Below are 24,102 nucleotides of genomic sequence, written 5' to 3' on the forward strand. Positions count from 1 at the left end.
CCACAAGCCGCAGCGCCGCGCCCTCACGCGATCTTGACCGCGCCGCATTCCTCGGGCAGGGCACGCGGCATGCAATTCGATACGCTGATCCTCGGCGCCGGGGCCGCCGGCATGATGTGCGCGGCGCGGGCGGCGGGCCGAACGCTCGTGATCGACCATGCCAAGGCGCCGGGCGAGAAGATCCGCATCTCTGGCGGCGGGCGCTGCAACTTCACCAATATACACACCGAGCCCGCGAATTTCCTCTCCGGCAATCCGCATTTCTGCAAATCCGCGCTCGGGCGCTATTCGCCCTGGGATTTCGTCGCGCTGGTAGATGCGCACAACATCGCATGGCACGAAAAGACGCTGGGCCAGCTCTTCTGCGACGTGACCGCCAAGGACATCATCACCATGCTGCGCGCCGAGATGACCCGCGCGGGCTCGGAGCTGTGGCTGCGCACCGAGATCGGCGAGATTTCGCATGATGGAAGCGCTTTTCGCGTGACGCTCTCGCGCGAAGGGCGGACGCAGGACATTACGGCGCGCAACCTCGTTCTGGCGACGGGCGGCAAGTCGATCCCCAAGATGGGCGCGACCGGCATCGCCTACGACATCGCGCGCCGGTTCGGCCTGAAGGTGACGCCGACCCGCGCGGGCCTCGTGCCCTTCACCTTCCCCGAGGGCCGTTTCGCCGCACTTTCGGGCACCGCCCTGCCCGTGCGCGCGGCGGCGGGCGGCGCGACCTTCGACGAGGCGATGCTCTTCACCCATCGTGGCCTTTCGGGGCCCGCGATGCTCCAGATCTCCTCCTATTGGAGCGAGGGCACGCCCATCGCGCTCGATCTCGACCCCGAGGGCCGCCTTTACGAGACGCTGCGCGCGCAGCGCACCGCCTCGGGCCGCCACAAGCTGACGACCGAACTTGCGCGCCATCTGCCCGCGCGCCTCGTCGCCGCCCTGCCCGAGCAGCTCGGCATGCCCCTTGAGGGCAATCTCGCCGATCAGAACGACGCGCGGCTGGCCACGCTATGCGCCGCGCTGCGCGACTGGCAATTGACGCCGGGCGGCACCGAGGGCTACCGCACCGCCGAGGTGACGCTGGGCGGGATCGACACGGACGGCATCGCCTCGAAGACGATGGAGGCGCGCAGCCAGCCGGGGCTCTACGCCATCGGCGAGGCGCTCGACGTCACGGGCTGGCTCGGGGGCTACAATTTTCAATGGGCCTGGGCCTCGGGCGTCGCCGCCGGCCAGGCGATCAGCGCGCGCCTCGGTGCGCCGCGCCCGTCTTCATCTTGGTGAAAATACTCGGCGGCGGACCGCTCAGCTCCAGGCGTCCGGCTGCGTCGGATGAAAGCGCCCGCCTGGCGAGAGGGTGAAGATCTCGGCGCCATCGGCGGTGACGCCCACCGAGTGCTCGAACTGGGCCGAGAGCGACTTGTCGCGCGTGACGGCAGTCCAGTCGTCCGACAGCGTCTCCGTCTGGTAGTTTCCGAGGTTGAGCATCGGCTCGATGGTGAAGAACATGCCTTCCTCGAGTTTCGGCCCTGATCCGGGCGTTCCGAAATGCACCACATTGGGCGGCGCGTGAAAGACGCGCCCGAGGCCGTGACCGCAGAAGTCGCGCACCACCGACATGCGATGCGCTTCGGCATAGGCCTGAATGGCGTGGCCGATATCGCCGAACGTGTTACCGGGGCGCACCGCCTCGATCCCCTTCATCAGCGCATCATGCGTGACCTGGATCAGGCGCTGCGCGCGCGGCTTGGCGCGGCCCGCGACATACATCCGGCTCGTGTCGCCGAACCAGCCGTCCACGACGACCGTCACATCCACGTTGAGGATATCGCCGTCCTTGAGCGTGTCGTCCTTGCGCCGCTTCTCCAGATCCTTGCTGACCGTGGTCAGCTTGGGGATCGGCGCGCCGGGAATGCCGTGGCAGACGACGTGATTGACGCTGATGCAGCTCGCATGGCGATAGCCCTTGTAGCCGATCGTGGCCGAGGTCGCGCCCGCCTCGCTCACCATGTCCTCGATCATCGCGTCGATCGCGCCCGTGCCCTGGCCCGGAACCACGTGCGGTGCGATCTCATCGAGGATGCGCGCGGCGAGCGCGCCCGCCTTGCGCATGCCGTCGAAATCGGCCGCCTCATGGATGCGGATGCCGTGCCGGGTCGTGCGTCCGCTGTGCTTCGTCTGCATGTCGGGGCCTCGTGAAATTCCCTTGGTCGCGCCCTACTTAGTGCTATCGCGCCGAAAGGGCCAGAGCCGGGGGCCGGATCAATCGCCCGAGAGCAGCACCGCCTCCACGCGCCGGTTGCGCTCGCGCCCGGCGGCTTGCGTATTGGGCGCGACGGGGGCGAGATAGGCGATGCCCTCTGCTTCCATCTGCGCGGCGGGCACGCCGTGGATCTCGCGCAGGCGTTGCATGACCGCCTCGGCGCGGCGGCGCGAGAGCGCGAGATTGCCCTCGTAGCCGCCCACCGTGTCGGTATGGCCCACCAGCGCGATGCGCCGCGTGGGATCGGCCCCCAGAAAGTCCGCAAGCGCCGCGAGCGAGGCGAAAGGCCCCTCACCCAGCGCCGCCGCGCCGGTGGCGAAATCGAGATCGGGCAGCACGACATGCCCCTCGCTCCGCAGCCGCGCGATGAGCGCATCGGGCGCGGCGGCGCCCTCCTCGCCCGTCTCGGGCGCGGGGTCGGGCGGCGCGATCTGCGGCGGAGCGGCCTCGCCGTTTTCCTTCGCTTCCTCGGGTGTGCCTTCGCCGAGGCCGATCCGCGTGATCTGCACATAGCTCGCCGCGCCCGAGCGGCTGACGAGGAGCGTCACGTAGCGCGCCGCGTCCCCGCTGCCCATGCGCGCCGACAGGAAGCGGTAATCGAAGAGATCGACGAACATCTCGGGCGGCGGCAGCACCGGCAGGGCGAAGCGGAAATCGAAACCGCCGCAGGCCGCATCCTCGCAGCGAAAGAGCGTCTCGAACCCCTGTTCGGCCAATTGCCCGGCCAACTGGTTCATCAGCTGCAGCGTCGTGAGGGACGTGCCGCTCACCCGCCATGCCTGCCGCGTCAGACCGCCCTCGGCGGGCTGCGTCTCGATCCGGCCATCCTTCCAGGGGCCGACCGGCACGGCGAAGGTGCCGCGATCGTCATGAAGCTCGCGCGCCATTTCGGCGGTGGTCGGCAGGCGCAGCTCCTGCGCGCCGAGCGGGGCGCCGAGGCCCAGCAGAGCCGCCGCCATCAGCGCGCGCGCCCTCATGAGGCCGAGCCTCGATGCTGGCGGTAATGGTAGCGGCCCAGATGCGCCATGCCGATCCCGGAATAAAGCGCATTGGCGGCGGCATTCGCGGCGGTGCAGATCACCGAAAGCGTCTCGGCCCCTTCTGCGCGCGCCCAGCGGGCGGCCTCGGCCATGAGCGTGCGGCCCACGCCGCGCCTCTGCGCCTCGGGCAAGACTTCGAGCGCATGCACCATCGCCGTGCCCTCGTGGATCGCGGCAAAGCCCGTTGCCACCGCGCGACCGTCCAGACGGCCCAGAAGCGCCGTCTTGGGTCCGGCGGCGCGGCGCATCACCTCGATCCGCGCGGGGCCGATGCCGCCCGCGGCCCAGATGTCGCACTGGATCGCCAGCGGTTCCCACAGATGAAAGGCGGCAAGGCGCTCGGGCGCGGGCAGATGCAGGTCCGCGAGCCGGATGGCGTGGATATTGACCGGATCGACGACAGCATAGCCCGCGCCCGCCAGCAGCGCGTCGAGCGCCTCCTCGCCCGCGCGGAGCATGAAAAGCGGCGCTTGCCCCATCTTGCGCATGGCGGCCTCGGCCACGGGCAGATCCGACTTGGCGACATCTCCATTCGCGGTCGCGGCCGAGACGCGCTTGCCCCCGCCCTGCCCGTCGCGGAGCGTCCACGCCCCTTCGGTCCAGCGGGCGGCGGGCGGCCATGTCGCCTCGATCACCTCGTAGAGCCGTGCCGCATCCGGCAAGGGGCGTGTCATCCGAAACGCTCCTGCATCTCGGCCAGCGCGGCATCGAGCGCCGCCACGTCCTGCCCGCGCGCGACGATGTTGCTGCCATAGGCGCCCTGCCGCTGGAAGGGATAGGAGCCGAAACTGAGCGTGGGATAGCGCGCCGCAAGTTCCGCGAGGGGCGCCGCGATGTCGCCCTCCCCGCGATGCACATCGAGACTGCGCGACAGCATCGGCGCGCCGCCGGTCAGCGTGGGGACGACCGAGGCGACCATCGCCTTGAAAATGCTGGGAACGCCCGCCATCACATGCACGTTTCCGAGGACAAAGCCGGGCGCCGCGCTGACCGGGTTATCGATCAGCGTCGCGCCATCGGGGATGCGGGCCATGCGCAGCCGCGCTTCGTTCAGCTCGATCCCCGCCTTCTGGTAATGCGCCTCGAGAAGCGCGCGCGCATCCGCGCGCACGTCGATGCTGCGGCCCATGGCCTGCGCGACCGCATCGGCGGTGATATCGTCATGCGTGGGACCGATGCCGCCCGAGGTGAAGACATGATCGTAACGCCCCGCCAGCGTCTGGATCGCCGAGACGATGGTGGGGGCATGATCGCCCACGACGCGCGCCTCGCGCAGGTCGATCCCCGCCTTGGTCAGAACGCCCGCAAGATAATGCGTGTTGCTGTCATGCGTGCGGCCGGACAGGATCTCGTCTCCGATGACGAGCATCGCGGCGGTGGGATTGGGCATCTGGTCTCCTCGGATCGGCTGGCGCGGCTCTGCGTGAGTGGCTTGTCGGACCACAGCGGTGCCGGGCCCTCATGCCTTGGTATAGGCCCCGCTCCGCGCGGTTTCAAACACCGCTTTCGCCGCCTTGCGCGTCTTCGCCGTCCGATGAGGCGTCAGCGCCGCTCCTTCCATATCAGCCAGCCCACGAACAGCAGGCCCGCGCCCGCGAGCGCGAGGAAATAGCCGACAGGGACCAGCCATGTCGGCAGGCCGAGCGCGGTGCCGACGAATTTCAGGGCGAAGCCAAGCACGATCATGCAGATCGCCGCCCATGCCATGCGCGATCTTGTCAGGTAACTCGGGGCCATGCGTCACTCCTTCTCGTGGTTGAACCCGGCCTTCGCGCCCCGTTCGGGGCGGGGCGCGTCGCCCTCGTCCAGAAGCAAACGCGCGGCATCGCCTTCCAGATCCTCGTACTGGCCGTGCCGCAGCGTCCAGATGCAGGCGCCGAGGCCAAGCGCGCCCAGAAAGACCGAGACGGGAATGAGAACGATCAGGATATTCATCGGCGCACCGCATTCATGACGACTGTGATGGAAGAGATCGACATCGCCATCGCCGCGGCGAGCGGCGAGGCGAAGCCCGCCAGCGCGATCGGGATGACGATGACATTGTAGCCCGCCGAGATCACGAGATTCTGGCGGATGCGCGACAATGCGATGCGCGCGGCCCGCAAGGCCTCCGGGATCGAGCCGAGATCGCTGGCGAGGATCAGCCCGTCCGATGCCACCCGCGCTGCATCGAGCGCCGAGGCCGGGGCGAGCGAGACATGCGCCGCCGCCAGCGCGGCGGTGTCGTTGAGCCCGTCGCCCACCATCAGAACGCGGCGCCCTTCGGCGCTCAGCTCCTCGACGAGGGCGGCCTTGCCTTCGGGGCGCATGGCGGCATGGACATGAGTGATGCCAAGCGTGCGCGCCAGCGCCTCGGCCGCCTCGGGCCGGTCGCCCGACAGCATACGCACCTCGTAACCCGCAGCGCCCAGCGCCGCGACCATCTCGGCCGCGCCGGGGCGCAGCGCCTCGGTCATGGGCAGCGGAATGATGTCGCCGCCGAGCCTCAGCTCGGTGCCGCCCTCGCCGCGCGAAAGCGATACCGGTGCGCCTTTCCATGTGCCGCGCACGCCCTCGCCCGCGATCTCGCGAATATCCTCGACCTCGGCCGCCTCGCGCCCCCTCAGCGCGGCCGCGATGGCGCGCGATACGGGATGGTCCGAGCCGCGCGCGAGCGCCAGCGCGACGCCCGCCGCGTGGTCGGACAATTCGGGCAGCGCGGGCGTGCCCTGGGTCAGCGTGCCGGTCTTGTCGAGAAGCACGCAATCGACATCGGCCAGCCGCTCGAGCGCGGTTTCGGACTTGAGCAGAACGCCGCCGCGAAAGAGCCGCCCGGTCATCGACGCGGTGACGGCGGGCACGGCGAGACCCAGCGCACAGGGGCAGGTGATGATGAGAACCGCCGTCGCGATCCCGACCGAGAGATGCATGTCGCCCGTCGCATAATACCAACCCGCGAAGGCGACCGCTGCGAGGCCATGGACCAGCGGCGCATATAGGCGCGCGGCGCGGTCGGCGATGCCCGAATAGCGGTGGCGCCCGGTCTCGGCCACTTCGACCAGCGCGGCGAGGCGGCGCAGCGCGCTGTCCTCGGCGCGGGCCGTGGCACGCAGGGTGACGGGCGCGTCCAGAATGCTCTCGCCCGCGCAGATCGGCTCGCCCGCCGCGATGCGGACCGGGGCCGACTCGCCCGTGAGGGCCGAGCGGTCGAGCGTGGCGGCGCCCTCGGCGATGCCGTCGACCGGCGCGCGCGCGCCCGCCGAGAGCGCGATGAGATCGCCGGGCGCGATCTCGGCCACGGCGATGGAGCGGCGGCTGGCGCCCTCGATCAGCGTGGCGCGCGCGACTTCGAGCGCGGTCAGCTCGGCCGCGGCCGAGCGCGCGGTGGCGCGGGCGCGGTGCTCGAGATAACGGCCCGCCAGCAGGAAGAACGTGAGCGACAGCGCCGCTTCGAACCAGGTGTCGGCGCCCGCGCTATAGATCGTCTCGTGCAGCGAGGTGACGCAGGCAAGGAGGATGGCGATGGCGATGGGCACGTCCATGTTGACGCGCCCCACCTTCAGGGCCGAGGCCGCCGAGGCAAAGAAGGGCACCGCCGAGAAGGCCAGCGCCGGCAGCGAGATCGCCGCCGAAATCCAGTGGAACATCGCCTCGGTCGTGGCGCTCGCACCCGACCAGACGGCGACCGAGAGGGCCATGACGTTCATCATGGCGAAACCCGAGACGGCGATGCGCGCCAGAAGCGCGCGTCCGGGATCGTCCGTGTCGCGCGCGATCACCGCATCGTCGAGCTCATGCGCCTCGAAGCCGGCGGCTTCGAGCGCGGCCATCGCCGGGGCTGCGCCGACGCCCGGCGCGGTCACGATGCGCACCCGGCGGCGGCCCAGATTGACCCGCGCGGCGCGCAGGCCCGGCACGCCCGACAGCGTGCGCTCGACCCCGGCGATGCAGGCGGCGCAGGTGATGCCCGGCAGGGACAGGTGCAGCACCTCCCCCGAGGCATCCTGGGCCGTCTGCGCCGCCGAGGGGGCGACGTTGCAGGCCGGGCAGGCGGCGAGAGAGGTCATCTCGGCACCACGAGCGGAATGCGGCGGCGGAACGCCGTGCCGTCCTCGGCCAGAAGCTCGACGCGCAGGTTCCAGTTGCCGGGCGCGAGATCGACCGGCGCGGCGAGCGCGCTGCCGGTCCACGCGAAATCGGGCGTGCGGTCCTCCGCGACGCTGGTGGCGCGTCCCAACGTGGCCGAGACGATCTCGGGCCGGACGGGCGCACCCTCGGGGCCGATGATGTCCAGCACGAGCATCCCGTCCTGGAGCGCGAGGCCCACATCCCAGCCCAGCGCATCCTGCGCCGCGCGGTCGTCATCGAAGGTCTGGCTCGCCACGTAGGAGCTCTCGGTCTCGAGCCCGGGGAAGGTGCGCACCGCGCTGAAGGCCAGCAGCAGGTTGACCGAAATGATGATGCTGAAGCCGCCGACGAACATCGCCAGCACGTGCCAGCCCTTCAATCGACGCCCGGTTTCGATGTCCACTGCGCTCATCACATGCTCTCCTTGCCGTTGAAAATGGTGTCACGATAGGCCCGCTCGCCCGAGGCCGTATCCTCGACCCAGAAGCGGAATTCACTGCGCTCGGCCTCCGCCGCCGGATCGTCCGGACCGGCGAGCACATAGACGCGTTGCAGCATCGTCGCATCGGCGGGCACTTCGACGGTCGTCCCGTCGAGCCCCTCCAGTTGAAGCGCGAGGCCGCCCGCCTCGCTCAGCGACAGTTGGAAATCGCGCGCCTCGCCATGCTTGTTGCGCAGGCGGATATCGTAGGCGTTGCGGATCGTGCCGTCCGACATGGTCACGAAGGTCGGATTGCGCACGGGCGCGACCGTCAGCTCCACATCCGAGCGGATGAAGAGCGCGAAAAGGAGCCCGAAGCCGATCAGCGCCCAGAGGAAGGTGTAGACCATCGTGCGCGGGCGCAGGATGTGCTTCCAGACGGGCTTGGGCCGCCAGTCGCGGCTGTGCGGCGTGATGAAGGGCGCATCGGCGGCGTTCGGCGCGGGCGCGGCGGCGCCGGCCACGGAGGCGGTCGCCGTGCCGTCCGAGGACAGATCGCCCCGCGCGGCGGCTGTCGGCGCGGGAACGCCGGTCTCGGCGCCCTCGTCCAAGGCCTCGCTGCCCATCTCGCGCACCGGCGCATGCTCGCCCGGCAGGACCGGCGGGCGGTCATCGAGCGCGAGATAGTCGATCAGGCCGCGCGGGCGGCCGATCTTGGCCATCACCTCGTCGCAGGCGTCGATGCAGAGCGCGCAGGTGATGCATTCCATCTGCTGTCCCTCGCGGATGTCGATGCCCATCGGGCAGACGTTCACGCAGGCCATGCAGTCGATGCAATCGCCCAGCTCCTCGCCGGTGCGCGACAGGCGCGGTGCGGCGTGGTCCTTGTCCATCTCGTCGATCTTGGCCGCGCCCTTGCCGTAGCGCACCTTCTGGGCGCCGCCGACGGACTCGGCCACGGCCTGACGCTTGGCGCCGCCCTTGCCGCGCGGCTCTCCGCGCCAGTCGCGGTAGCCCACGGTCAGCGTGCCCTCGTCCATCATCGCGCCCTGGATGCGCGGCCAGGGGCACATGTAGATGCAGACCTGCTCGCGCATGAAGCCGCCGAAGACGAAGGTCGTCGCGGTCAGGATGCCGATGGTGATGTAGGCGACGGCCGGCGCCTCGAAGGAGACCAGCGCGCGCGCCAGCGTCGGCGCGTCGGCGAAGTAGAAGACCCAAGCGCCGCCCGTGGCGACCGCGATCAGCAGCCAGACGATCCATTTCGTCAGCCTCAAGCGCCATTTGGTGAAACCCCAGGGCGCCTTCCAGAGGCGAAGGCGCGCGTTGCGGTCGCCCTCGATCCAGCGCTCGACCAGCAGGAAAAGATCGGTCCAGACGGTCTGCGGACAGGCGTAGCCGCACCAGACGCGGCCCAGCGCGGAGGTGAAGAGGAAAAGGCCCAGCCCCGCCATGATGAGAAGGCCCGCGACGAAATAGAATTCGTGGGGCCAGATCTCGATCCAGAAGAAATAGAAGCGCCGCGAGGCCAGATCGACCAGCACCGCCTGATCGGGCAGGTTCGGGCCACGGTCCCAGCGGATCCACGGAACGAGGTAATAGATGCCCAGCGTGACCGCCATGATCCACCACTTGAGACGGCGGAAGAAGCCGGACACTCGGCGCGGAAAGATCGGCTCCTGTGCGGCGAAAAGCGGGGGATTGTCGGACATGGGTATTGCCTTTGATTCTCGTGCCTTGCCGCTCTTTTCGGCCAGCGCGCGATGCGCCGCCTTGAGATGGATCAACCGCCGCGCGCCGATTGACGGGCGCGCGGCGGTCGGCCTTTGCATGCAGGGTCCGGCGCCGGGACGCCGGGCCGCGTCATTCCGTCGCGGCCTCGGGATCGCCCTCGGCCTCGACCGCGGGCTCGCCCGCTTCGGTCGGCGTCTCCTCGGCGGAGGCCGGATAGCTCGCCTCGGGGACCGATGCGGCCTCTTCGGCCTCGGCCTCGCTCATGGTGTCGGCCACCTGATCCTCGCCGCCGCCGCGGCTGTGGACGTAAGCTGCGACCGCGCGCACATCCTCTTCGCCGAGGCGCTCGCCCCAGGGCGGCATCACGCCGAAGCGCGAGTGGGTGATCGTCTCGGTCACCGCCTCTTCGGTGCCGCCATAGAGCCAGATGGCATCCGTCAGGTTGGGCGCGCCCATCTCGCGCATGCCCATGCCGTTATCGCCATGGCAGGACGCGCAATTGTCGAGATAAAGCTGCTCGCCCTCCTCGCTGCCCTCGGCAAGGCCCGAATAGCTGCGCACATGAGCGGTGAGCGCCGCGATCTCGTCCTTCTCGAGCAGATCGCCGAAGGCCGGCATCTGCGACCAGCGCGCATCGGGATCGTCCTCGTTGCGGATGCCGTGGCGCACCGTGTAGGCGATGTCGGTCAGCGTGCCGCCCCAGAGCCAATCGTCGTCCAGAAGGTTCGGATAACCCGCCGCCTGCACGCCCGCCGCGCCTGCCCCGTGGCATTGCGAGCAGTTGTTGGCGAAGACCGAGGCACCCGCCGAGATGGCATAGCGGTGGAGGTTCTCGTTCTCGGGTAGAACGCCCAGATCGACATTCACGAGGCTCTCGTTCAGCTCGGCATTGGCGAGATTCACCGCCTCGATCTGCTCGGCCACGAGGCTGCGCGTCGACCATTCGAGCACGCCGCGCGTGGTGCCCGAAACAAGCGGCCACGCGGGATAGAGGATCGTGTAGATGATCCCCCAGACGATCGTGGCGTAGAAGGTCCAGAGCCACCAGCGCGGCAGGGGCGTGTTCAGCTCCTCGATGCCGTCCCAGCTGTGGCCCGTCGTTTCGGTGCCCGTTTCCTGGTCTATGCGCTTGTCATCAGACATGACCATTTCCTTTCTCGGATTGCGCCGCAGCCATGGCGGGCGCGTTTCTGTGCTGTCCGGGCCGGGCGTCGTCATTGCGGAAGGGCACCGCTGCCGCGTCGTCGTGCAGGGGCCGCGAGCCGGGCCGGAAGGCCCAGAAGATGACGCCGAGGAAGATCAGCGTCAGGATCAAGAGCACCCAGCTATCGGCGAGCTGGCGCAGGAAGGTGTAGGTTTCCATCGCTCGTCTCCTCTCAGCGGCTTGCGTCGGGCGTGAAGGTCGAGAAATCGACCAGCGTGCCGAGCATCTGAAGATAGGCGATCAGCGCATCCATCTCGGACGTGCCGGGCTGGCCGTCGAAATTGCGCACCTGCGCGCCCGGATAGCGCTCGACCATCGCGTCCCAATCGCCATCGGGATCGGTCTGCACATGGAAGTCCGCGGAGGCCATCTCGACCATCTCGTCGGTATAGGGCACGCCCACCATGCGGTGCGTGGCGACCAGGTCCTCGATATGCTCGCCCTCGAGCCGCGTCGCGGCCAGGAAGGCGTATTTCGGCATCACGCTTTCGGGCACGACCGATTGCGGGTCCATCAGGTGGTCGACATGCCACTCGTCGCTGTAGCGCCCGCCGACGCGCGCGAGATCTGGCCCCGTGCGCTTCGAGCCCCACTGGAACGGATGGTCGTACATCGATTCCGCCGCCAGGCTGTAATGACCGTAGCGCTCGACCTCGTCCCGCATGGGGCGGATCATCTGGCTGTGGCACACGTAGCAGCCTTCTCGGATGTAGATTTCGCGCCCGGCCAGCTCGAGCGGGGAATAGGGGCGCATGCCCTCCACTTCCTCGATCGTGTTCTCGAGCCAGAAGAGCGGCGCGATCTCGACGATGCCGCCGACCGTGACCACGGCGAAGCTCGCCGCCAGCAGCAGGGTCGCGTTGCGCTCGAGCCGCTGGTGGAAGGTGATCGTCTGCGTCTCCGGCGGAAGCTCGTTCGGGATGTCGCCCGGAATGTCGCCCGCGGTTGCGACCTTGGGGTCGTCCTTGGGGTCGTAGCCGGGGCTCTTGGGATCTTTTGTCATTGCTTTACTCCGCAGGCGTTGCGACGGCGACGGGGCGCGGTTCGCGTATTGTCATCCACATGTTCCACACCATCAGCACACCGCCGGCGACGTAGAAGACCCCGCCCAGCGCACGCACCACGTACATCGGGAACTTGGCATCCACCGTGTCGGCGAAGGAGTTGACGAGGAACCCGTTGGCGTCGACTTCGCGCCACATCAGGCCTTCCATGATGCCCGACACCCACATCGAGGACGCGTAGAGAACGATGCCGATGGTCGCGAGCCAGAAATGGGCGTTGATCGCGGACATCGAATACATCTCCTTGCGGCCCCAGAGCTTGGGCGTCAGGAAGTAGAGCGCGCCGAAGGTGATGAGGCCGTTCCAGCCGAGCGCACCGGAATGCACGTGGCCGATGGTCCAGTCGGTGTAGTGCGACAGCGAGTTGACCGCGCGGATCGACATCATCGGGCCCTCGAAGGTCGACATGCCGTAGAAGGCGAGCGAGGCCACGAACATCCGGATGATCGGATCGGTGCGGATCTTGTCCCAGGCGCCTTGCAGCGTCATCAGGCCGTTGATCATGCCGCCCCAGCTCGGCATCCAGAGGATGATCGAGAACACCATACCCAGCGTCGCGGCCCAGTCGGGAAGCGCGGTGTAGTGCAGATGGTGCGGACCGGCCCAGATATAGAGGAAGATCAGCGCCCAGAAGTGGATGATCGACAGCTTGTAGGAATAGACCGGACGGCCCGCCTGCTTGGGCACGAAATAGTACATCATCCCGAGGAAGCCCGCCGTCAGGAAGAAGCCCACGGCGTTATGGCCGTACCACCACTGCGTCATCGCATCCTGCACGCCGGCGAAGACCTGCACGGATTTCGATCCCCAGATCGAGACCGGGATCGCGAGGTTGTTGACCACGTGCAGCATCGCGACCGTCACGATGAAGGCGAGGAAGAACCAGTTGGCGACGTAGATGTGCCGCTCCTGCCGCTTGAGGATCGTGCCCATGAAGACGGCGAGATAGGCGACCCAGACGATGGTCAGCCAGATATCGACGTACCATTCCGGCTCGGCGTATTCCTTGGACTGGGTCGCGCCCAGCAGGTAGCCCGTCGCGGCCAGCACGATGAAGAGATTGTAGCCCCAGAAGACGAACCACGCGAGGTTGCCGCCCCAAAGCCGGGCAGAGCAGGTGCGCTGAACCACGTAGAAGGACGTCGCGATCAGCGCGTTGCCCCCGAAGGCGAAAATCACCGCCGAAGTGTGCAGCGGGCGAAGGCGTCCGAAATTGGCATAGGGTTGCGCCCAATCGAGGTTGAGCGCCGGAAAGGCGAGCTGGAACGCGATATAGGTCCCTGCGAGGAACCCGACGACACCCCAGAAGGCGGTCGCGATCACGCCCCAGCGGATCGGGCCGTCCATATAGGCCAGCTCGCGCTCGGCCAGGGCGGCGGCGCTCGGCGCCTCGTCGATGCGGCGCAGCTGCCACACGAACATTCCGCCCGCGATGCCCATGATGAGCAGCGCGTGCACCATATAGGCCAGATCGCGCGCGAAATTCGCGGCGATGGCCGCGAATAGCGCGATGAGGCCGAATCCAATCAGCTTGATATAGTCAGACATCGCCCGTCCCTTTTCGGTCGTTTCAAGGGGGGAATGCCCGACGCCGTCGCGCGGCTCTTTGATTTAGGTCAAGTGACGCGCCCTGATGCCGAAATGTCGCGGATTTTCGGGTGGATGATCTCGCAGAGCGCGGGCGCGATCACGCGAGCGGCAGGCCGTCCTCGTCGTCGCCCGCTTCGGTCAGCAGCGCCGACAGGTCCGCGCAGGTGATTCCGCGGTGGCCCTGCATCTCGATCACGCCTTCCTTGCGCAGCGCGGTCATCTGGCGGCTCACCGTCTCGATGGTGAGGCCGAGATAGGAGGCCATCGCATCGCGCGTCAGCGGCAGCTCGGCGCGCAAAGGATGCCCCGAGGAGGCCGCGCGCCGAAGGATGTTCGCAAGAAGCGTCGCCACCTTCTCGCGCGCCGTCTTGCGGCCCAGAAGGATCATCCAGTCCCGCGCCGCGTCGAGCTCGTCCAGCGACATCTGGAGCATCCGCTCCATCACATGGGGCGTCTCGACGAGCATCTGGCGGAACTCCGCACGCTTGAAGAGGCAGAAGGTCACATCCGTGGCCGCGACCACTTCGTACGCGGCGGTTTCGCGGTCATGCCGGCCGACGAAATCGGACGGGAGCAGCAGGCCCACCATCTGGATGCGGCCGTCCTCCATCGAGCGCGTCAGGGTTGCACAGCCCGACACGACCGATCCGACGAACGGAAGCTGCGCCCCCTCGAGAAGGATCGTCTCGCCCGCCTTCCATGTGCGGTAGGACTTCATGCCCGACAGGCGGTCGAGCTCCTCCGGCTCGCAGGTCGCGCAGATGGCGCGATGACGAATCGGACAGGCCGAGCACCCGGATTTGGCGATTTGCAGATCGATGCGAGTCATATGTCATACTTGCCACCTCACTTGACCTCGATCAAGGCGCGAGAGGCGAAACGCGGCCTAATCGGCGCCATGACACATCTCGATCCCCGCCTGACCCAGCGCGCCCTCGGCGCCCGCGCGCCGCGCTACACCAGCTATCCGCCGGCGACGGAATTCGGCCCGATGATCGGGCCGGACCTCATGCTGGATTGGCTGGGCGATGTGGCGCCGGGCGAGCGGATATCGCTTTATGCCCATATTCCCTTCTGTCGGCGGCTTTGCTGGTTCTGCGCCTGCCGCACCCAAGCCAGCAGCGGCACCGCCCCTCTCGAGCCTTACATCGAGGGGCTGGAGGCCGAGGCCGCGCTCTTCGCGGGGGCGCTGCCGGACGATGTCACTGTGTCGCACCTGCATCTTGGCGGCGGCACGCCGACTTTCCTTCCGCCCGAGCTTCTGACGCGGCTCTTCGCGTCGCTCGAGTCGCGGTTTCCTCGCGCGCCCGGCGCCGAAATCTCGATCGAGGTCGATCCGACCGAGATCGACGCGGCGCGGCTCGATGCGCTCGCGGCGGCGGGCGTGACGCGCGCGAGCCTCGGGGTGCAGGATTTCGACCCCGAGGTCCAGGCCGCGATCGGACGGCGGCAGAGCTTCGAGGAGACCGAGGCGGCGGCGCGCGGCCTGCGGGCGCGCGGGATCGACGCGATCAGCCTCGATCTGATCTACGGCCTGCCCCATCAAAGCCATGCCAGCCTGACCCGCACCATAGATCAGGCGCTCTCGCTCGAGCCGGGCCGCATCGCGCTCTACGGCTATGCGCATGTGCCTTGGGCGTCGAAACGTCAGGTCATGATTCGCGACGAGGACCTTCCATCGCCGCGCTCGCGGCTCGATCTGTCGCAGGAGGCCGCCGAGCGCATCGTCGCGGCGGGCTACGAGCGCGTCGGGATCGATCATTTCGCAAGGCCCGACGACAAGCTGGCCATCGCCGCCCGGACCAGCACGCTGAGGCGCAATTTCCAAGGCTACACGACCGACACGGCCACCACATTGATCGGGCTCGGCGCCTCGTCGATTTCGCGGCTGCCGCGCGGCTATGCACAGAACGCGCCCGCGACGGCGGCGTGGAAGGCGCGGATCGAGGCCGGGCGCCTTGCCACGATCCGGGGCCATGCGGACGCCGGCGACGACGCGCTCCGCCGCGCGGTGATCGAGCGGCTCATGTGCGATTTCCTTGTCGATCCAGAGATGTTCAGCGATCCGGCCACCGTGCGCGGCTGGTGCTGGACCGTCGCCGCCGCGTGGGAGGGCGCGGCGGCGCTCGACGCGCGCGGCGCGCTCAGGATCCGCCCCGAGGCACGACATCTCACCCGCATGATCGCCGCGGAATTCGACGCCTACGCCATCCACGGCAGCCGCCACAGCGCGGCGATCTGACCGCCGGCGCGGCGCGGCGGCATTTTCGCGCTTCGATTTCGCGATTTTCCAGTTATAAGAACGGCAAATATTTCACCCAAGGGCTTGCCGATGGATCTTATCGGCGCGCGGGGTCGTTATCCGTGCTGACTCCCGCAGCCGATCAGAAGGATCAATTTGCCATGCTGACCAGACGCCATTTCGTCATCACGGGCGCCGCGCTCTTCTCGGCTCCGCTGCCCGCGCTCGCGCAGAACCGGCCGACATCCAACCCGGCGAACTGGGCGCGCTGGGACGCGCAGGTGACGCCCGCCAATTACGATCCGGCGACGTCGAACCCCTGGGGTCTCGATCCGCGCTTTCTGCCGCAGATGGTCGAGGCCAATGACGGGCTGAGGGTCGGCGACATCCATGTTGATGCGATCGCACGCTACATCTATCACATCCGCGAGGGCGGCAAGGCGATGCGTTATGGCGTCGCCATCGCGCGCGGCAATCTCTACGAGCCGGGCACCTACACCATCCGCCGCAAGGCGAAATGGCCCACATGGACGCCGACCAAGGCCATGATCGCGCGCGATCCCGAGATCTACGCGCAGCATGCCGACGGCATGGACGGCGGGCCGCAGAACCCGCTCGGATCGCGCGCGCTCTATCTTTTTCAGGGCAACCGCGACACCTATCTGCGCATCCACGGCTCGCCGCAGCCGCGCTCGATCGGCGGGCGGGCAAGCTCGGGCTGCGTGCGCATGGTGATGGCGCATATCATCGACCTCTACGAGCATGTCGAGCCGGGCGTGACCGCCTATCTCTACCCGACCGAGGACACGGTCACCGCCTCGAGCTGATCGAGGCGGCGCAGGCTCAGCTCGCCGGGGTCGCGGCGCGCTGGCAGATCGGGCGCCCGTCGGGCGTGCGCAGGGGCAACATCGTCGTCTCGACCGGGCCCGCATAGCGATAAAGATAGCAGCCGTTCGACGGATCGACCGTCACCGCGTTCAGATCCTGATGCTTGGCCGCCATCGCGGCCACGGCTTCGGGCGCGGGGCCGGGCTTGCCGTTCATGGCGCCGCCGGAATTCGGCATCTCCTCGCAGCCTGCGGCCAGAAGCAGCGTCGCGGCGGATATCCAGACAATTGATCTCATTCTTCGTGTCTCCATGAGGCTTTGCGGCAGGATGGGCGATTTCGCGCCGCGCGGCCAGCGCTTTCCTGCCTTGCGCGAGGGTCCGCCCTTGCGATCAGAGCCGCCGCAGATAAGCGTAGGAGACGTATCCCTCAAGCCCGCGCGCCTCGTCGAGCGCGGCCTTGCACCAACGCGTGCCGCCCGTCCGCTCGCAGCTTTGAACGCGAAGCTGCGTGCCGTTCGGCAGTCCGGTGATGACGCGAAAGCCGGTGCCCGGCCCCGCGCGCAGCTTGAGCATGTCGCCCTCCTCGACGCCCGCCACCTCGTAGCTGCCAGCCGGGCCCGACATCTCGGAAAGATTGCCGGCGACGGGCGCGCAGGCGGCCAGACCGCCGAAGAGCATGGCGCAGAGGGATGCGGTAAGGGTTTTGTGCATGGGTCTTCCTTTCCTTCCAACCGGGCGGGCAAGGCACGCACCCTGCCCGCCCGGACGCGATCAGATATCGAGAACGGTCGAGCCGGTCGTCTTGCGCGCCTCGAGCGCCTCATGCGCCCGGGCGACGTCGCGCAGCGCGAATCTTTGCCCGATATTGATCTTCACATCGCCCGCCAGCACCTTCTCGGCCAGATGCGCGGCCATCTTCTGGCAGGTGTCGTGATCCGCGATATGGGTGAACAACGTCGGGCGCGTGATCTTGAGCGAACCCTTCTTGCCAAGAATGCCGATATCGAGCGGCGGCACCGGCCCCGAGGCATTGCCGAAGGAAATCATCATCCCGAGCGGGCGCAGCGACGAGAGCGAGCCGTCGAACGTGTCCTTGCCGACCGCGTCCATCACGACATCGACGCCCTTGCCGTCCGTCAGCTCGCGCACCGTCGCGGCCCAGTCGCCCGAGCGGTAGTTGATGCAATGCGCCGCGCCATGATCGAGCGCGAGTTGGCATTTCTCGTCCGTGCCGGCGGTCCCGATCAGCGTGATGCCCTCCGAACGCGCCCATTGGCACGCCAGCAGGCCGACGCCGCCCGCCGCCGCGTGGAAAAGCACCGTGTCGCCGGATGCGAGCGGCGTCGTGCGGTGAAAGAGATACTCGGTCGTCATGCCCTTCAGCATCATCGCCGCGCCTTCTTCGAAGGAAATCCCCTCGGGCAGCGGGCAGACCTGCGCCGCGGGCATCACGCGGGCTTCGGCATAGGCGCCGGGCGGGTTCGACGCGTAGGCGGCGCGGTCGCCCGCCTTGAGGTGCGTCACGCCCTCACCCACCGCCTCGATCACGCCCGCGGCCTCCATGCCCATCGCGTGGGGCAGGTCCATCGGGTAAAGGCCCGTGCGCTGATAGACGTCGATGAAGTTGAGGCCCACCGCCTTGTGCGCGATGCGCACCTCGCCCGGTCCCGGCTCGCCGACCTCGCGCTCGACCAGCTTGAACGTCTCCGGTCCGCCATGTTCTTCGATGATTGCCGTCAATGCCATGGATCGCTCCTTTGATTGCTTCGGGCGCAGAATGACGACAGATCGCCTGGAATGTCGATTGCTTCTTTGCGGCCGAGCGGGCCTGGCGCGGGGCTGGCCCGTCTGCCCCGCGCCCAAGCCTCTCGGGCGCCCGTCAGTCGATCTTCGGCAGAAGCGCGCTGACCGACGCCTTGGCGTCGCCGTAGAACATGCGCGTGTTGTCCTTGTAGAAGAGCGGATTCTCGATCCCGGAATAGCCGGTGCCCTGCCCGCGCTTCGACACGAAGACCTGCCGCGCCTCCCAGACGCGCAGCACCGGCATGCCCGCGATGGGCGAATTCGGATCATCCTGCGCGGCGGGATTCACGATGTCGTTCGAGCCGATGACGATCACCACATCGGTATCCGCCAGATCGTCGTTGATCTCGTCCATCTCGAGCACGATGTCGTAAGGCACCTTTGCCTCGGCCAGAAGCACGTTCATATGGCCCGGAAGGCGCCCCGCGACGGGATGGATGGCGAAGCGCACATTCTTGCCCTTGGCGCGCAGCTTGGCCACCAGATCGGAGACCGCGCCCTGCGCCTGCGCCACGGCCATCCCGTAACCCGGCACGATCACGATGCTGTCCGCCTCGTTGAGCGCGGTCGCCACGCCGTCGGCATCGATCGCCACCTGCTCGCCCTCGACCGCCATCGCCGGGCCGGTGCTGTTGCCGAAGCCGCCGAGAATGACCGAGACGAATGAGCGGTTCATCGCCTTGCACATGATGTAGCTGAGGATCGCCCCCGAGGAGCCGACCAGCGCGCCGGTCACGATCAGAAGGTCGTTTCCGAGGCTGAAGCCGATCGCCGCCGCCGCCCAGCCCGAATAGGAGTTGAGCATCGAGACGACCACCGGCATGTCGGCCCCGCCAATCCCCATGATGAGGTGATAGCCGATGAAGAGCGCCGCCAGCGTCATGAGCGCGAGCGGCAGCATCCCGCCCGATGCGACATACCACACAAGGCACAAGAGCGAGAGGCCCGCCGCAGCCGCGTTGAGCGCATGCCCGCCCGGCAATTGGCGCGCCGCGCTGTCCACGCGCCCCGCAAGCTTGCCATAGGCGACGACCGAGCCGGTGAAGGTCACCGCGCCGATGAACACCCCGAGGAAAAGCTCGATCTGAAGGATCGTGATCTCCGCGGATGTCTTCTTGGCGACGAGGGCGGCGAAGCCGTCGAGGCTCTTGATGAGCGCCGCACGATCGGCGAGCGCGCCCGCTCCGATATCCGACGCGATTTCCGGAAAGCTCTGCCCCGCCTCGGCGAAGATGGCCGCGACGCGCACGATCTCGATATGGGCGTTCAGACCCACGAAGATCGCCGCGAGGCCCACCAGACTGTGCATGGCGGCCACAAGCTCGGGCATCTGGGTCATCTGCACCCGCGTGGCGAGCTGCCAGCCGATCACACCACCCGCCGCGATGAGGATCACCGACAGCAGCCAAAGGCCCGAACCCGGTCCTGCCAGCGTGGCCAGAACGGCGAGGGTCATGCCCGCGATGCCGTACCAGACCGCGCGTTTCGCGCTTTCCTGACCGGAGAGTCCCCCGAGGCTCAGAATGAAGAGAACAGCCGCGACGACATAGGCCGCGATGGTGAATCCATAATCCATCCCAGGCGCCTTTCTTCAGGATTTACGGAACATGGCAAGCATGCGCCGCGTGACGAGGAAGCCGCCGAAGATGTTCACCCCGGCCATGAATACCGCAAGGGATGATAGCAGGATCACGAGATAGGACCCGGATCCGATCTGCATCAGCGCACCGAGGATGATGATCGAGGAAATCGCGTTGGTGACCGCCATCAGAGGCGTGTGCAGACTGTGCGCGACACCCCAGATCACCTGGAAGCCCACGAAGATCGCCAGCACGAACACGATGAAATGTTGAAGGAAGCTGACCGGCGCGACCGCGCCCACGATCAGCATCGCCGCCGCGCTCGCGCCCAGAAGCGTGACCTGCCGCTTGGTCTGGGCTTTGAAGGCGGCGGCCTCCTGCGCCCGCACTTCCTCAGCGGTGGGTGCCGCCGCGCTCTGTTTCGGCTTGGCAGCGATGGCCTGCACCTTGGGCGGCGGCGGCGGATAGGTGATCTCGCCCTTGTGCACGATGGTGGCGCCGCGGATGACGTCGTCCTCCATGTCGTGCCGGACCTCGCCGTCCTTCTCGGGGGTCAGATCGGACAGAAGATGACGGATGTTCGTGGCGTAGAGGCTCGAAGCCTGCGCGGCCATGCGGCTCGGAAAATCGGTATAGCCGACGATGGTCACGCCGTTCTCGGTAACGATCTTCTCGTCCTTGACCGTCAGCTTGCAATTCCCGCCCTTCTCGGCGGCGAGGTCCACGATGACCGAGCCCGATTTCATCGCCTTGACCATGTCCTCGGTCCAAAGCTCGGGCGCCTCGCGGTTCGGAATGAGGGCCGTCGTGATGACGATGTCGATATCGGGCGCGAGCTCGCGGAACTTGGCGAGCTGCGCCTCGCGGAACTCGGGGCTCGAGACCGACGCGTAGCCGCCCGTCGCCGCGCCGTCCTGCGCGTCCTCGGAAAAATCGAGATAGACGAACTCCGCTCCCATGCTCTCGACCTGCTCGGCCACTTCGGGGCGCACGTCGAACGCCAGCGTCACCGCGCCCAGCGAGGTGGACGTGCCGATCGCGGCGAGACCGGCCACGCCCGCGCCGATGACGAGCACGCGCGCGGGCGGCACCTTGCCCGCCGCCGTGATCTGACCGGTGAAGAACCGCCCGAAATTGTTGCCCGCCTCGATCACCGCGCGATAGCCCGCGATATTGGCCATCGACGACAGCGCGTCCATCTTCTGCGCGCGGCTGATGCGGGGGATCATCTCCATCGCGATCACGCTCGCGCCGGACTTGCGCGCGCGCTCCATCGCGGCATCGTTGCCCACCGGGCCGAAGAAGGAAATGAGGGTCTGCCCCTCTTGCAGGCGCTTCAGCTCCGTGTCGTTCGGCTGGCGCACCTTGGCGACGATATCGCTGCCCTTCCAGAGCGCCGCGGCGGTCTTGACCACCTCGACACCAGCGGCCGCGTAATCGGCATCCGCGAACCCGGCCCGCGCGCCCGCTCCGGCCTCGATCAGGCAGGAATGGCCCAGTTTCTGCAATTGCACCGCGCTTTCGGGGGTGATGGCGACACGCGCCTCACCCTCAAGAACCTCTCGAGGAACACCAATTCTCACGTCTGTCCACCATCCCGTTTCTTCGGCATCCCGGCGCCCGGTCGGGGGCGCAGGGCTGCGATCCGTCGCGCATCCGCCCGTCGCTGACGCGGCCGGCCCGAACGCTTTTGCGGGCGAAATCCCCGCCCCTTCCTGACGCAAGGTTATGCGTTTTCAGTTTGCAGGCGCAAGCGCCGCGTCGATCGGCGCGGCGCGGGCGGCTCGAAGGACCGCTCGAGAGCCGCCCCTCACCCGCATTTCGAATAGCCGCAGCTCGCGCAGGTCATGCAGCCTTCGACCATGCGCATGGCGAAATCACCGCAGCTCGGGCAGGCGCCGCCGCGCCCGCCGGGCAGATTGACGACTTCGGCGGTCGGATCGGCCTTGAGGCCGAGGCCCTCGCCCGCGAGAAATCCGGTCTTGACCATGTGCTGCTCGAGAATGCCGCCGATGGCCGCGAGGATCGAGGGCACGTATTTGCCCTGCATCCACGCCCCGCCGCGCGGATCGAACACGGCCTTCAGCTCCTCGACCACGAAACTCACGTCGCCGCCGCGCCGGAACACCGCCGAGATCATGCGCGTCAGCGCGACGGTCCAAGCGAAATGCTCCATGTTCTTCGAGTTGATGAAGACCTCGAAGGGGCGCCGGTGCCCGCCGAGGATCACGTCGTTGACGGTGATGTAGATGGCGTGGCTGCTGTCGGGCCATTTCAGCTTGTAGGTCATCCCCTCGAGCTCGGTCGGCCGATCGAGCGGCTCGGACATGTAGACGATCTCGGCGCCCTCGCCGCTTTGGCCGCCCGATTGCGCGGGCGCTTCGCCGGGGGCGACATCCGCGCTCTCGCTGACGCTGAGAACGCTGCCGGTGACATCGTTGGGGCGGTAGGTGGTGCAGCCCTTGCAGCCGCTCTGCCAGGCCTGCATGTAGACGTCCTTGAACGCCTCGAAGCCGATATCCTCGGGGCAGTTGATCGTCTTCGAGATGCTGCTGTCGACCCATTTCTGCGCCGCCGCCTGCATCTTGACATGCTCGGAAGGGGCCAGCGTCTGGGCGTTGACGAAATAATCGGGCAAGGGCGCGTCGCCGAAGCGGTCGCGCCACATCTGCACCGCGTAATCGACGACTTCCTCCTCGGTGCGCGTGCCGTCCTTCTGAAGCACCTTGCGGGTATAGCTGTAGGCGAAGACCGGCTCGATCCCGCTCGAGACGTTGCCCGCGTAAAGACTGATCGTGCCGGTCGGCGCGATGGAGGTCAGCAGGGCGTTGCGGATGCCGTGCTCGGCCACGGCGGCGCGCACATCCGCATCCATGCCCTGCATCGTGCCGCTGGCGAGAAACGCCTCGGAATCGAAGAGCGGAAAGGCGCCCTTCTCCTTCGCCAGATCGACCGAGGCGAGATAGGCCGCCCGCGCGATCGCCCGTAGCCATGCCTCCGTCTGCGCCGCCGCCTCGTCCGAGCCATAGCGCAGCCCGACCATCAGCAGCGCGTCGGCGAGGCCCGTCACGCCGAGGCCGATACGGCGCTTGGCCTCGGCCTCGGCCGCCTGCTCGGGCAGCGGGAACTGGCTGGCATCGACGACATTGTCCATCATCCGCACGGCCACCGCCACGAGGTCCGACAATGCGCCGTCATCGAGCGCCGCTCCCGGCCCGAAGGGATCCCGCACCAGCCGCGCGAGATTGATCGAGCCCAGAAGGCAGGCGCCGTAGGGCGGCAGGGGCTGCTCGCCGCAGGGATTGGTGGCGGCGATGGTCTCGCAATAGGCCAGGTTGTTCGCCTGGTTGATGCGGTCGATGAAGATCACGCCCGGCTCGGCGTAATCGTAGGTGGCCTGCATGATGCGGTTCCACAGATCGCGCGCTTGGACAGTATGATAGACCTTGCCCCCGAATTCGAGATCCCACGGCCCGTCCGCCTCGACGGCGGCCATGAAGGGATCGGTCACCAGAACGCTGAGGTTGAAATTGCGCAGGCGGGCCGGATCGCTCTTGGCGGCTATGAAATCCTCGATATCGGGATGATCGCAGCGCATCGTGGCCATCATCGCGCCCCGGCGGCTGCCCGCGCTCATGATCGTGCGGCACATCGCATCCCACACATCCATGAAGCTGAGCGGCCCGCTCGCATCGGCGCCCACGCCCTTCACCACGGCGCCGCGCGGGCGGATGGTCGAGAAATCATAGCCGATCCCGCCGCCCTGCTGCATCGTCAGCGCCGCCTCGCGCAGCGCATCGAAGATGCCGCCCATATCGTCCGGCACCGTGCCCATGACGAAGCAGTTGAAAAGCGTGACCTTGCGCTCGGTCCCCGCGCCCGCCGCGATGCGGCCTGCGGGCAGGAACTTGAAATCCTCGAGCGCGGAATAGAACCGATCCTCCCATGCCGCAGGCTCGGCCTCGGGCGCGGCGAGAGCGCGCGCGACGCGCCGCCAGCTGTCCTCGACCGACGCGTCCCCCGCGCCGTCCACCGGCTGGAAGCGGTATTTCATGTTCCAGATCTGTTCTGAAATGGGGGCGGCGAAACGGCTCATCGAAAGAACTCCGGCAGGACGGCATTGCATGGGGAAATCGGGCGGAGGTCCACATTACGCATGGCGCCGCGCCCGGTCAACGCCGCGCCCTGCTTCATCTTGGCGAAAATACTCATTCCGGCGGCGAGG

General features: G+C 67.7%; 23 protein-coding genes. 3 read left to right on the forward strand and 20 right to left on the reverse strand.

Going from position 1 to position 24,102, the window contains the following annotated elements; all coding sequences use genetic code 11:
• Positions 1 to 69 precede the first annotated feature (69 nt).
• Positions 70 to 1,284 (forward strand): BaiN/RdsA family NAD(P)/FAD-dependent oxidoreductase, encoded by a 1,215-nt coding sequence (locus ACGRVM_RS05175; RefSeq protein WP_377168006.1) that lies wholly within the window; start codon positions 70 to 72, stop codon positions 1,282 to 1,284.
• A 21-nt stretch (positions 1,285 to 1,305) separates the two neighbouring features.
• Here the strand turns inward: ACGRVM_RS05175 and map are convergent, their stop codons facing one another.
• The 14 genes from map to fnrL form a co-directional block, all read right to left on the reverse strand.
• Entirely contained in the window at positions 1,306 to 2,184 is an 879-nt protein-coding gene (map, locus tag ACGRVM_RS05180; RefSeq protein WP_377168004.1) for a type I methionyl aminopeptidase, read from the reverse strand.
• Positions 2,185 to 2,262: 78 nt separating this feature from the next.
• Entirely contained in the window at positions 2,263 to 3,240 is a 978-nt protein-coding gene (locus tag ACGRVM_RS05185; RefSeq protein ID WP_377168002.1) for an OmpA family protein, read from the reverse strand.
• Positions 3,237 to 3,977, reverse strand: a complete 741-nt coding sequence (locus tag ACGRVM_RS05190; RefSeq protein WP_377168000.1) for a GNAT family N-acetyltransferase — start codon at positions 3,975 to 3,977, stop codon at positions 3,237 to 3,239. The genes ACGRVM_RS05185 and ACGRVM_RS05190 overlap by 4 nt, the downstream gene beginning before the upstream one ends.
• Positions 3,974 to 4,693, reverse strand: coding sequence for a competence/damage-inducible protein A (locus tag ACGRVM_RS05195; protein WP_377167998.1), 720 nt, complete (start codon positions 4,691 to 4,693; stop codon positions 3,974 to 3,976). Before ACGRVM_RS05195 ends, ACGRVM_RS05190 begins: the two co-directional genes overlap by 4 nt.
• A 152-nt stretch (positions 4,694 to 4,845) precedes the next feature.
• The gene (locus ACGRVM_RS05200) at positions 4,846 to 5,040 is read right to left on the reverse strand and encodes a hypothetical protein (RefSeq protein ID WP_377167996.1); all 195 of its coding nucleotides are present in this window, start codon (positions 5,038 to 5,040) and stop codon (positions 4,846 to 4,848) included.
• Between the two features lie 3 nt (positions 5,041 to 5,043).
• On the reverse strand, positions 5,044 to 5,238 hold the full coding sequence (ccoS, locus tag ACGRVM_RS05205; RefSeq protein ID WP_377167994.1) for a cbb3-type cytochrome oxidase assembly protein CcoS: 195 nt from the start codon (positions 5,236 to 5,238) through the stop codon (positions 5,044 to 5,046).
• Positions 5,235 to 7,349 (reverse strand): heavy metal translocating P-type ATPase, encoded by a 2,115-nt coding sequence (locus ACGRVM_RS05210; RefSeq protein WP_377167992.1) that lies wholly within the window; start codon positions 7,347 to 7,349, stop codon positions 5,235 to 5,237. The genes ccoS and ACGRVM_RS05210 overlap by 4 nt, the downstream gene beginning before the upstream one ends.
• The gene (locus tag ACGRVM_RS05215; protein ID WP_377167990.1) at positions 7,346 to 7,822 is read right to left on the reverse strand and encodes a FixH family protein; all 477 of its coding nucleotides are present in this window, start codon (positions 7,820 to 7,822) and stop codon (positions 7,346 to 7,348) included. The genes ACGRVM_RS05210 and ACGRVM_RS05215 overlap by 4 nt, the downstream gene beginning before the upstream one ends.
• Entirely contained in the window at positions 7,822 to 9,543 is a 1,722-nt protein-coding gene (gene ccoG / locus ACGRVM_RS05220; RefSeq protein WP_377167988.1) for a cytochrome c oxidase accessory protein CcoG, read from the reverse strand. The genes ACGRVM_RS05215 and ccoG overlap by 1 nt, the downstream gene beginning before the upstream one ends.
• Before the next feature lie 151 nt (positions 9,544 to 9,694).
• Positions 9,695 to 10,708, reverse strand: a complete 1,014-nt coding sequence (gene ccoP, locus ACGRVM_RS05225; RefSeq protein ID WP_377167986.1) for a cytochrome-c oxidase, cbb3-type subunit III — start codon at positions 10,706 to 10,708, stop codon at positions 9,695 to 9,697.
• The gene (locus ACGRVM_RS05230) at positions 10,701 to 10,928 is read right to left on the reverse strand and encodes a cbb3-type cytochrome c oxidase subunit 3 (protein ID WP_377167984.1); all 228 of its coding nucleotides are present in this window, start codon (positions 10,926 to 10,928) and stop codon (positions 10,701 to 10,703) included. The genes ccoP and ACGRVM_RS05230 overlap by 8 nt, the downstream gene beginning before the upstream one ends.
• 13 nt (positions 10,929 to 10,941) lie before the next feature.
• Positions 10,942 to 11,772 carry a cytochrome-c oxidase, cbb3-type subunit II gene (gene ccoO, locus ACGRVM_RS05235; RefSeq protein WP_377167982.1) on the reverse strand — a complete coding sequence of 277 codons (831 nt, stop codon included), beginning with the start codon at positions 11,770 to 11,772 and terminating at the stop codon, positions 10,942 to 10,944.
• Positions 11,773 to 11,776: 4 nt separating this feature from the next.
• Positions 11,777 to 13,381 (reverse strand): cytochrome-c oxidase, cbb3-type subunit I, encoded by a 1,605-nt coding sequence (ccoN, locus tag ACGRVM_RS05240; protein ID WP_377167980.1) that lies wholly within the window; start codon positions 13,379 to 13,381, stop codon positions 11,777 to 11,779.
• Positions 13,382 to 13,520: 139 nt separating this feature from the next.
• Positions 13,521 to 14,252 carry a transcriptional regulator FnrL gene (gene fnrL, locus ACGRVM_RS05245; RefSeq protein ID WP_377167978.1) on the reverse strand — a complete coding sequence of 244 codons (732 nt, stop codon included), beginning with the start codon at positions 14,250 to 14,252 and terminating at the stop codon, positions 13,521 to 13,523.
• 69 nt (positions 14,253 to 14,321) lie between these two features.
• Here fnrL and hemN point away from each other — a divergent pair, with 69 nt between their 5' ends.
• Entirely contained in the window at positions 14,322 to 15,665 is a 1,344-nt protein-coding gene (gene hemN / locus ACGRVM_RS05250) for an oxygen-independent coproporphyrinogen III oxidase (RefSeq protein WP_377167976.1), read from the forward strand.
• 161 nt (positions 15,666 to 15,826) lie between these two features.
• A complete protein-coding gene (locus tag ACGRVM_RS05255) occupies positions 15,827 to 16,492 on the forward strand; it encodes a L,D-transpeptidase (protein WP_377167974.1) in 666 nt (221 codons plus the stop codon).
• Between the two features lie 16 nt (positions 16,493 to 16,508).
• Here the strand turns inward: ACGRVM_RS05255 and ACGRVM_RS05260 are convergent, their stop codons facing one another.
• From ACGRVM_RS05260 to ACGRVM_RS05285, 6 genes are all read right to left on the reverse strand, one after another.
• Positions 16,509 to 16,790, reverse strand: a complete 282-nt coding sequence (locus ACGRVM_RS05260; RefSeq protein ID WP_377167972.1) for a hypothetical protein — start codon at positions 16,788 to 16,790, stop codon at positions 16,509 to 16,511.
• Positions 16,791 to 16,884: 94 nt separating this feature from the next.
• Positions 16,885 to 17,205 (reverse strand): SH3 domain-containing protein, encoded by a 321-nt coding sequence (locus ACGRVM_RS05265; RefSeq protein ID WP_377167970.1) that lies wholly within the window; start codon positions 17,203 to 17,205, stop codon positions 16,885 to 16,887.
• Positions 17,206 to 17,265: 60 nt separating this feature from the next.
• Positions 17,266 to 18,240 (reverse strand): quinone oxidoreductase family protein, encoded by a 975-nt coding sequence (locus ACGRVM_RS05270; protein WP_377167968.1) that lies wholly within the window; start codon positions 18,238 to 18,240, stop codon positions 17,266 to 17,268.
• 133 nt (positions 18,241 to 18,373) lie between these two features.
• Positions 18,374 to 19,873 carry an NAD(P)(+) transhydrogenase (Re/Si-specific) subunit beta gene (locus ACGRVM_RS05275; protein ID WP_377167966.1) on the reverse strand — a complete coding sequence of 500 codons (1,500 nt, stop codon included), beginning with the start codon at positions 19,871 to 19,873 and terminating at the stop codon, positions 18,374 to 18,376.
• Positions 19,874 to 19,888: 15 nt separating this feature from the next.
• Positions 19,889 to 21,460 carry a Re/Si-specific NAD(P)(+) transhydrogenase subunit alpha gene (locus tag ACGRVM_RS05280; protein WP_377167964.1) on the reverse strand — a complete coding sequence of 524 codons (1,572 nt, stop codon included), beginning with the start codon at positions 21,458 to 21,460 and terminating at the stop codon, positions 19,889 to 19,891.
• Positions 21,461 to 21,687: 227 nt separating this feature from the next.
• Positions 21,688 to 23,973: an adenosylcobalamin-dependent ribonucleoside-diphosphate reductase gene (locus ACGRVM_RS05285; RefSeq protein ID WP_377167962.1), complete on the reverse strand. Its 2,286-nt coding sequence runs from the start codon at positions 23,971 to 23,973 to the stop codon at positions 21,688 to 21,690.
• Positions 23,974 to 24,102 lie beyond the last annotated feature (129 nt).

The organism is Roseovarius aquimarinus (genome assembly GCF_043661195.1).
GTDB lineage: Bacteria > Pseudomonadota > Alphaproteobacteria > Rhodobacterales > Rhodobacteraceae > Roseovarius > Roseovarius aquimarinus.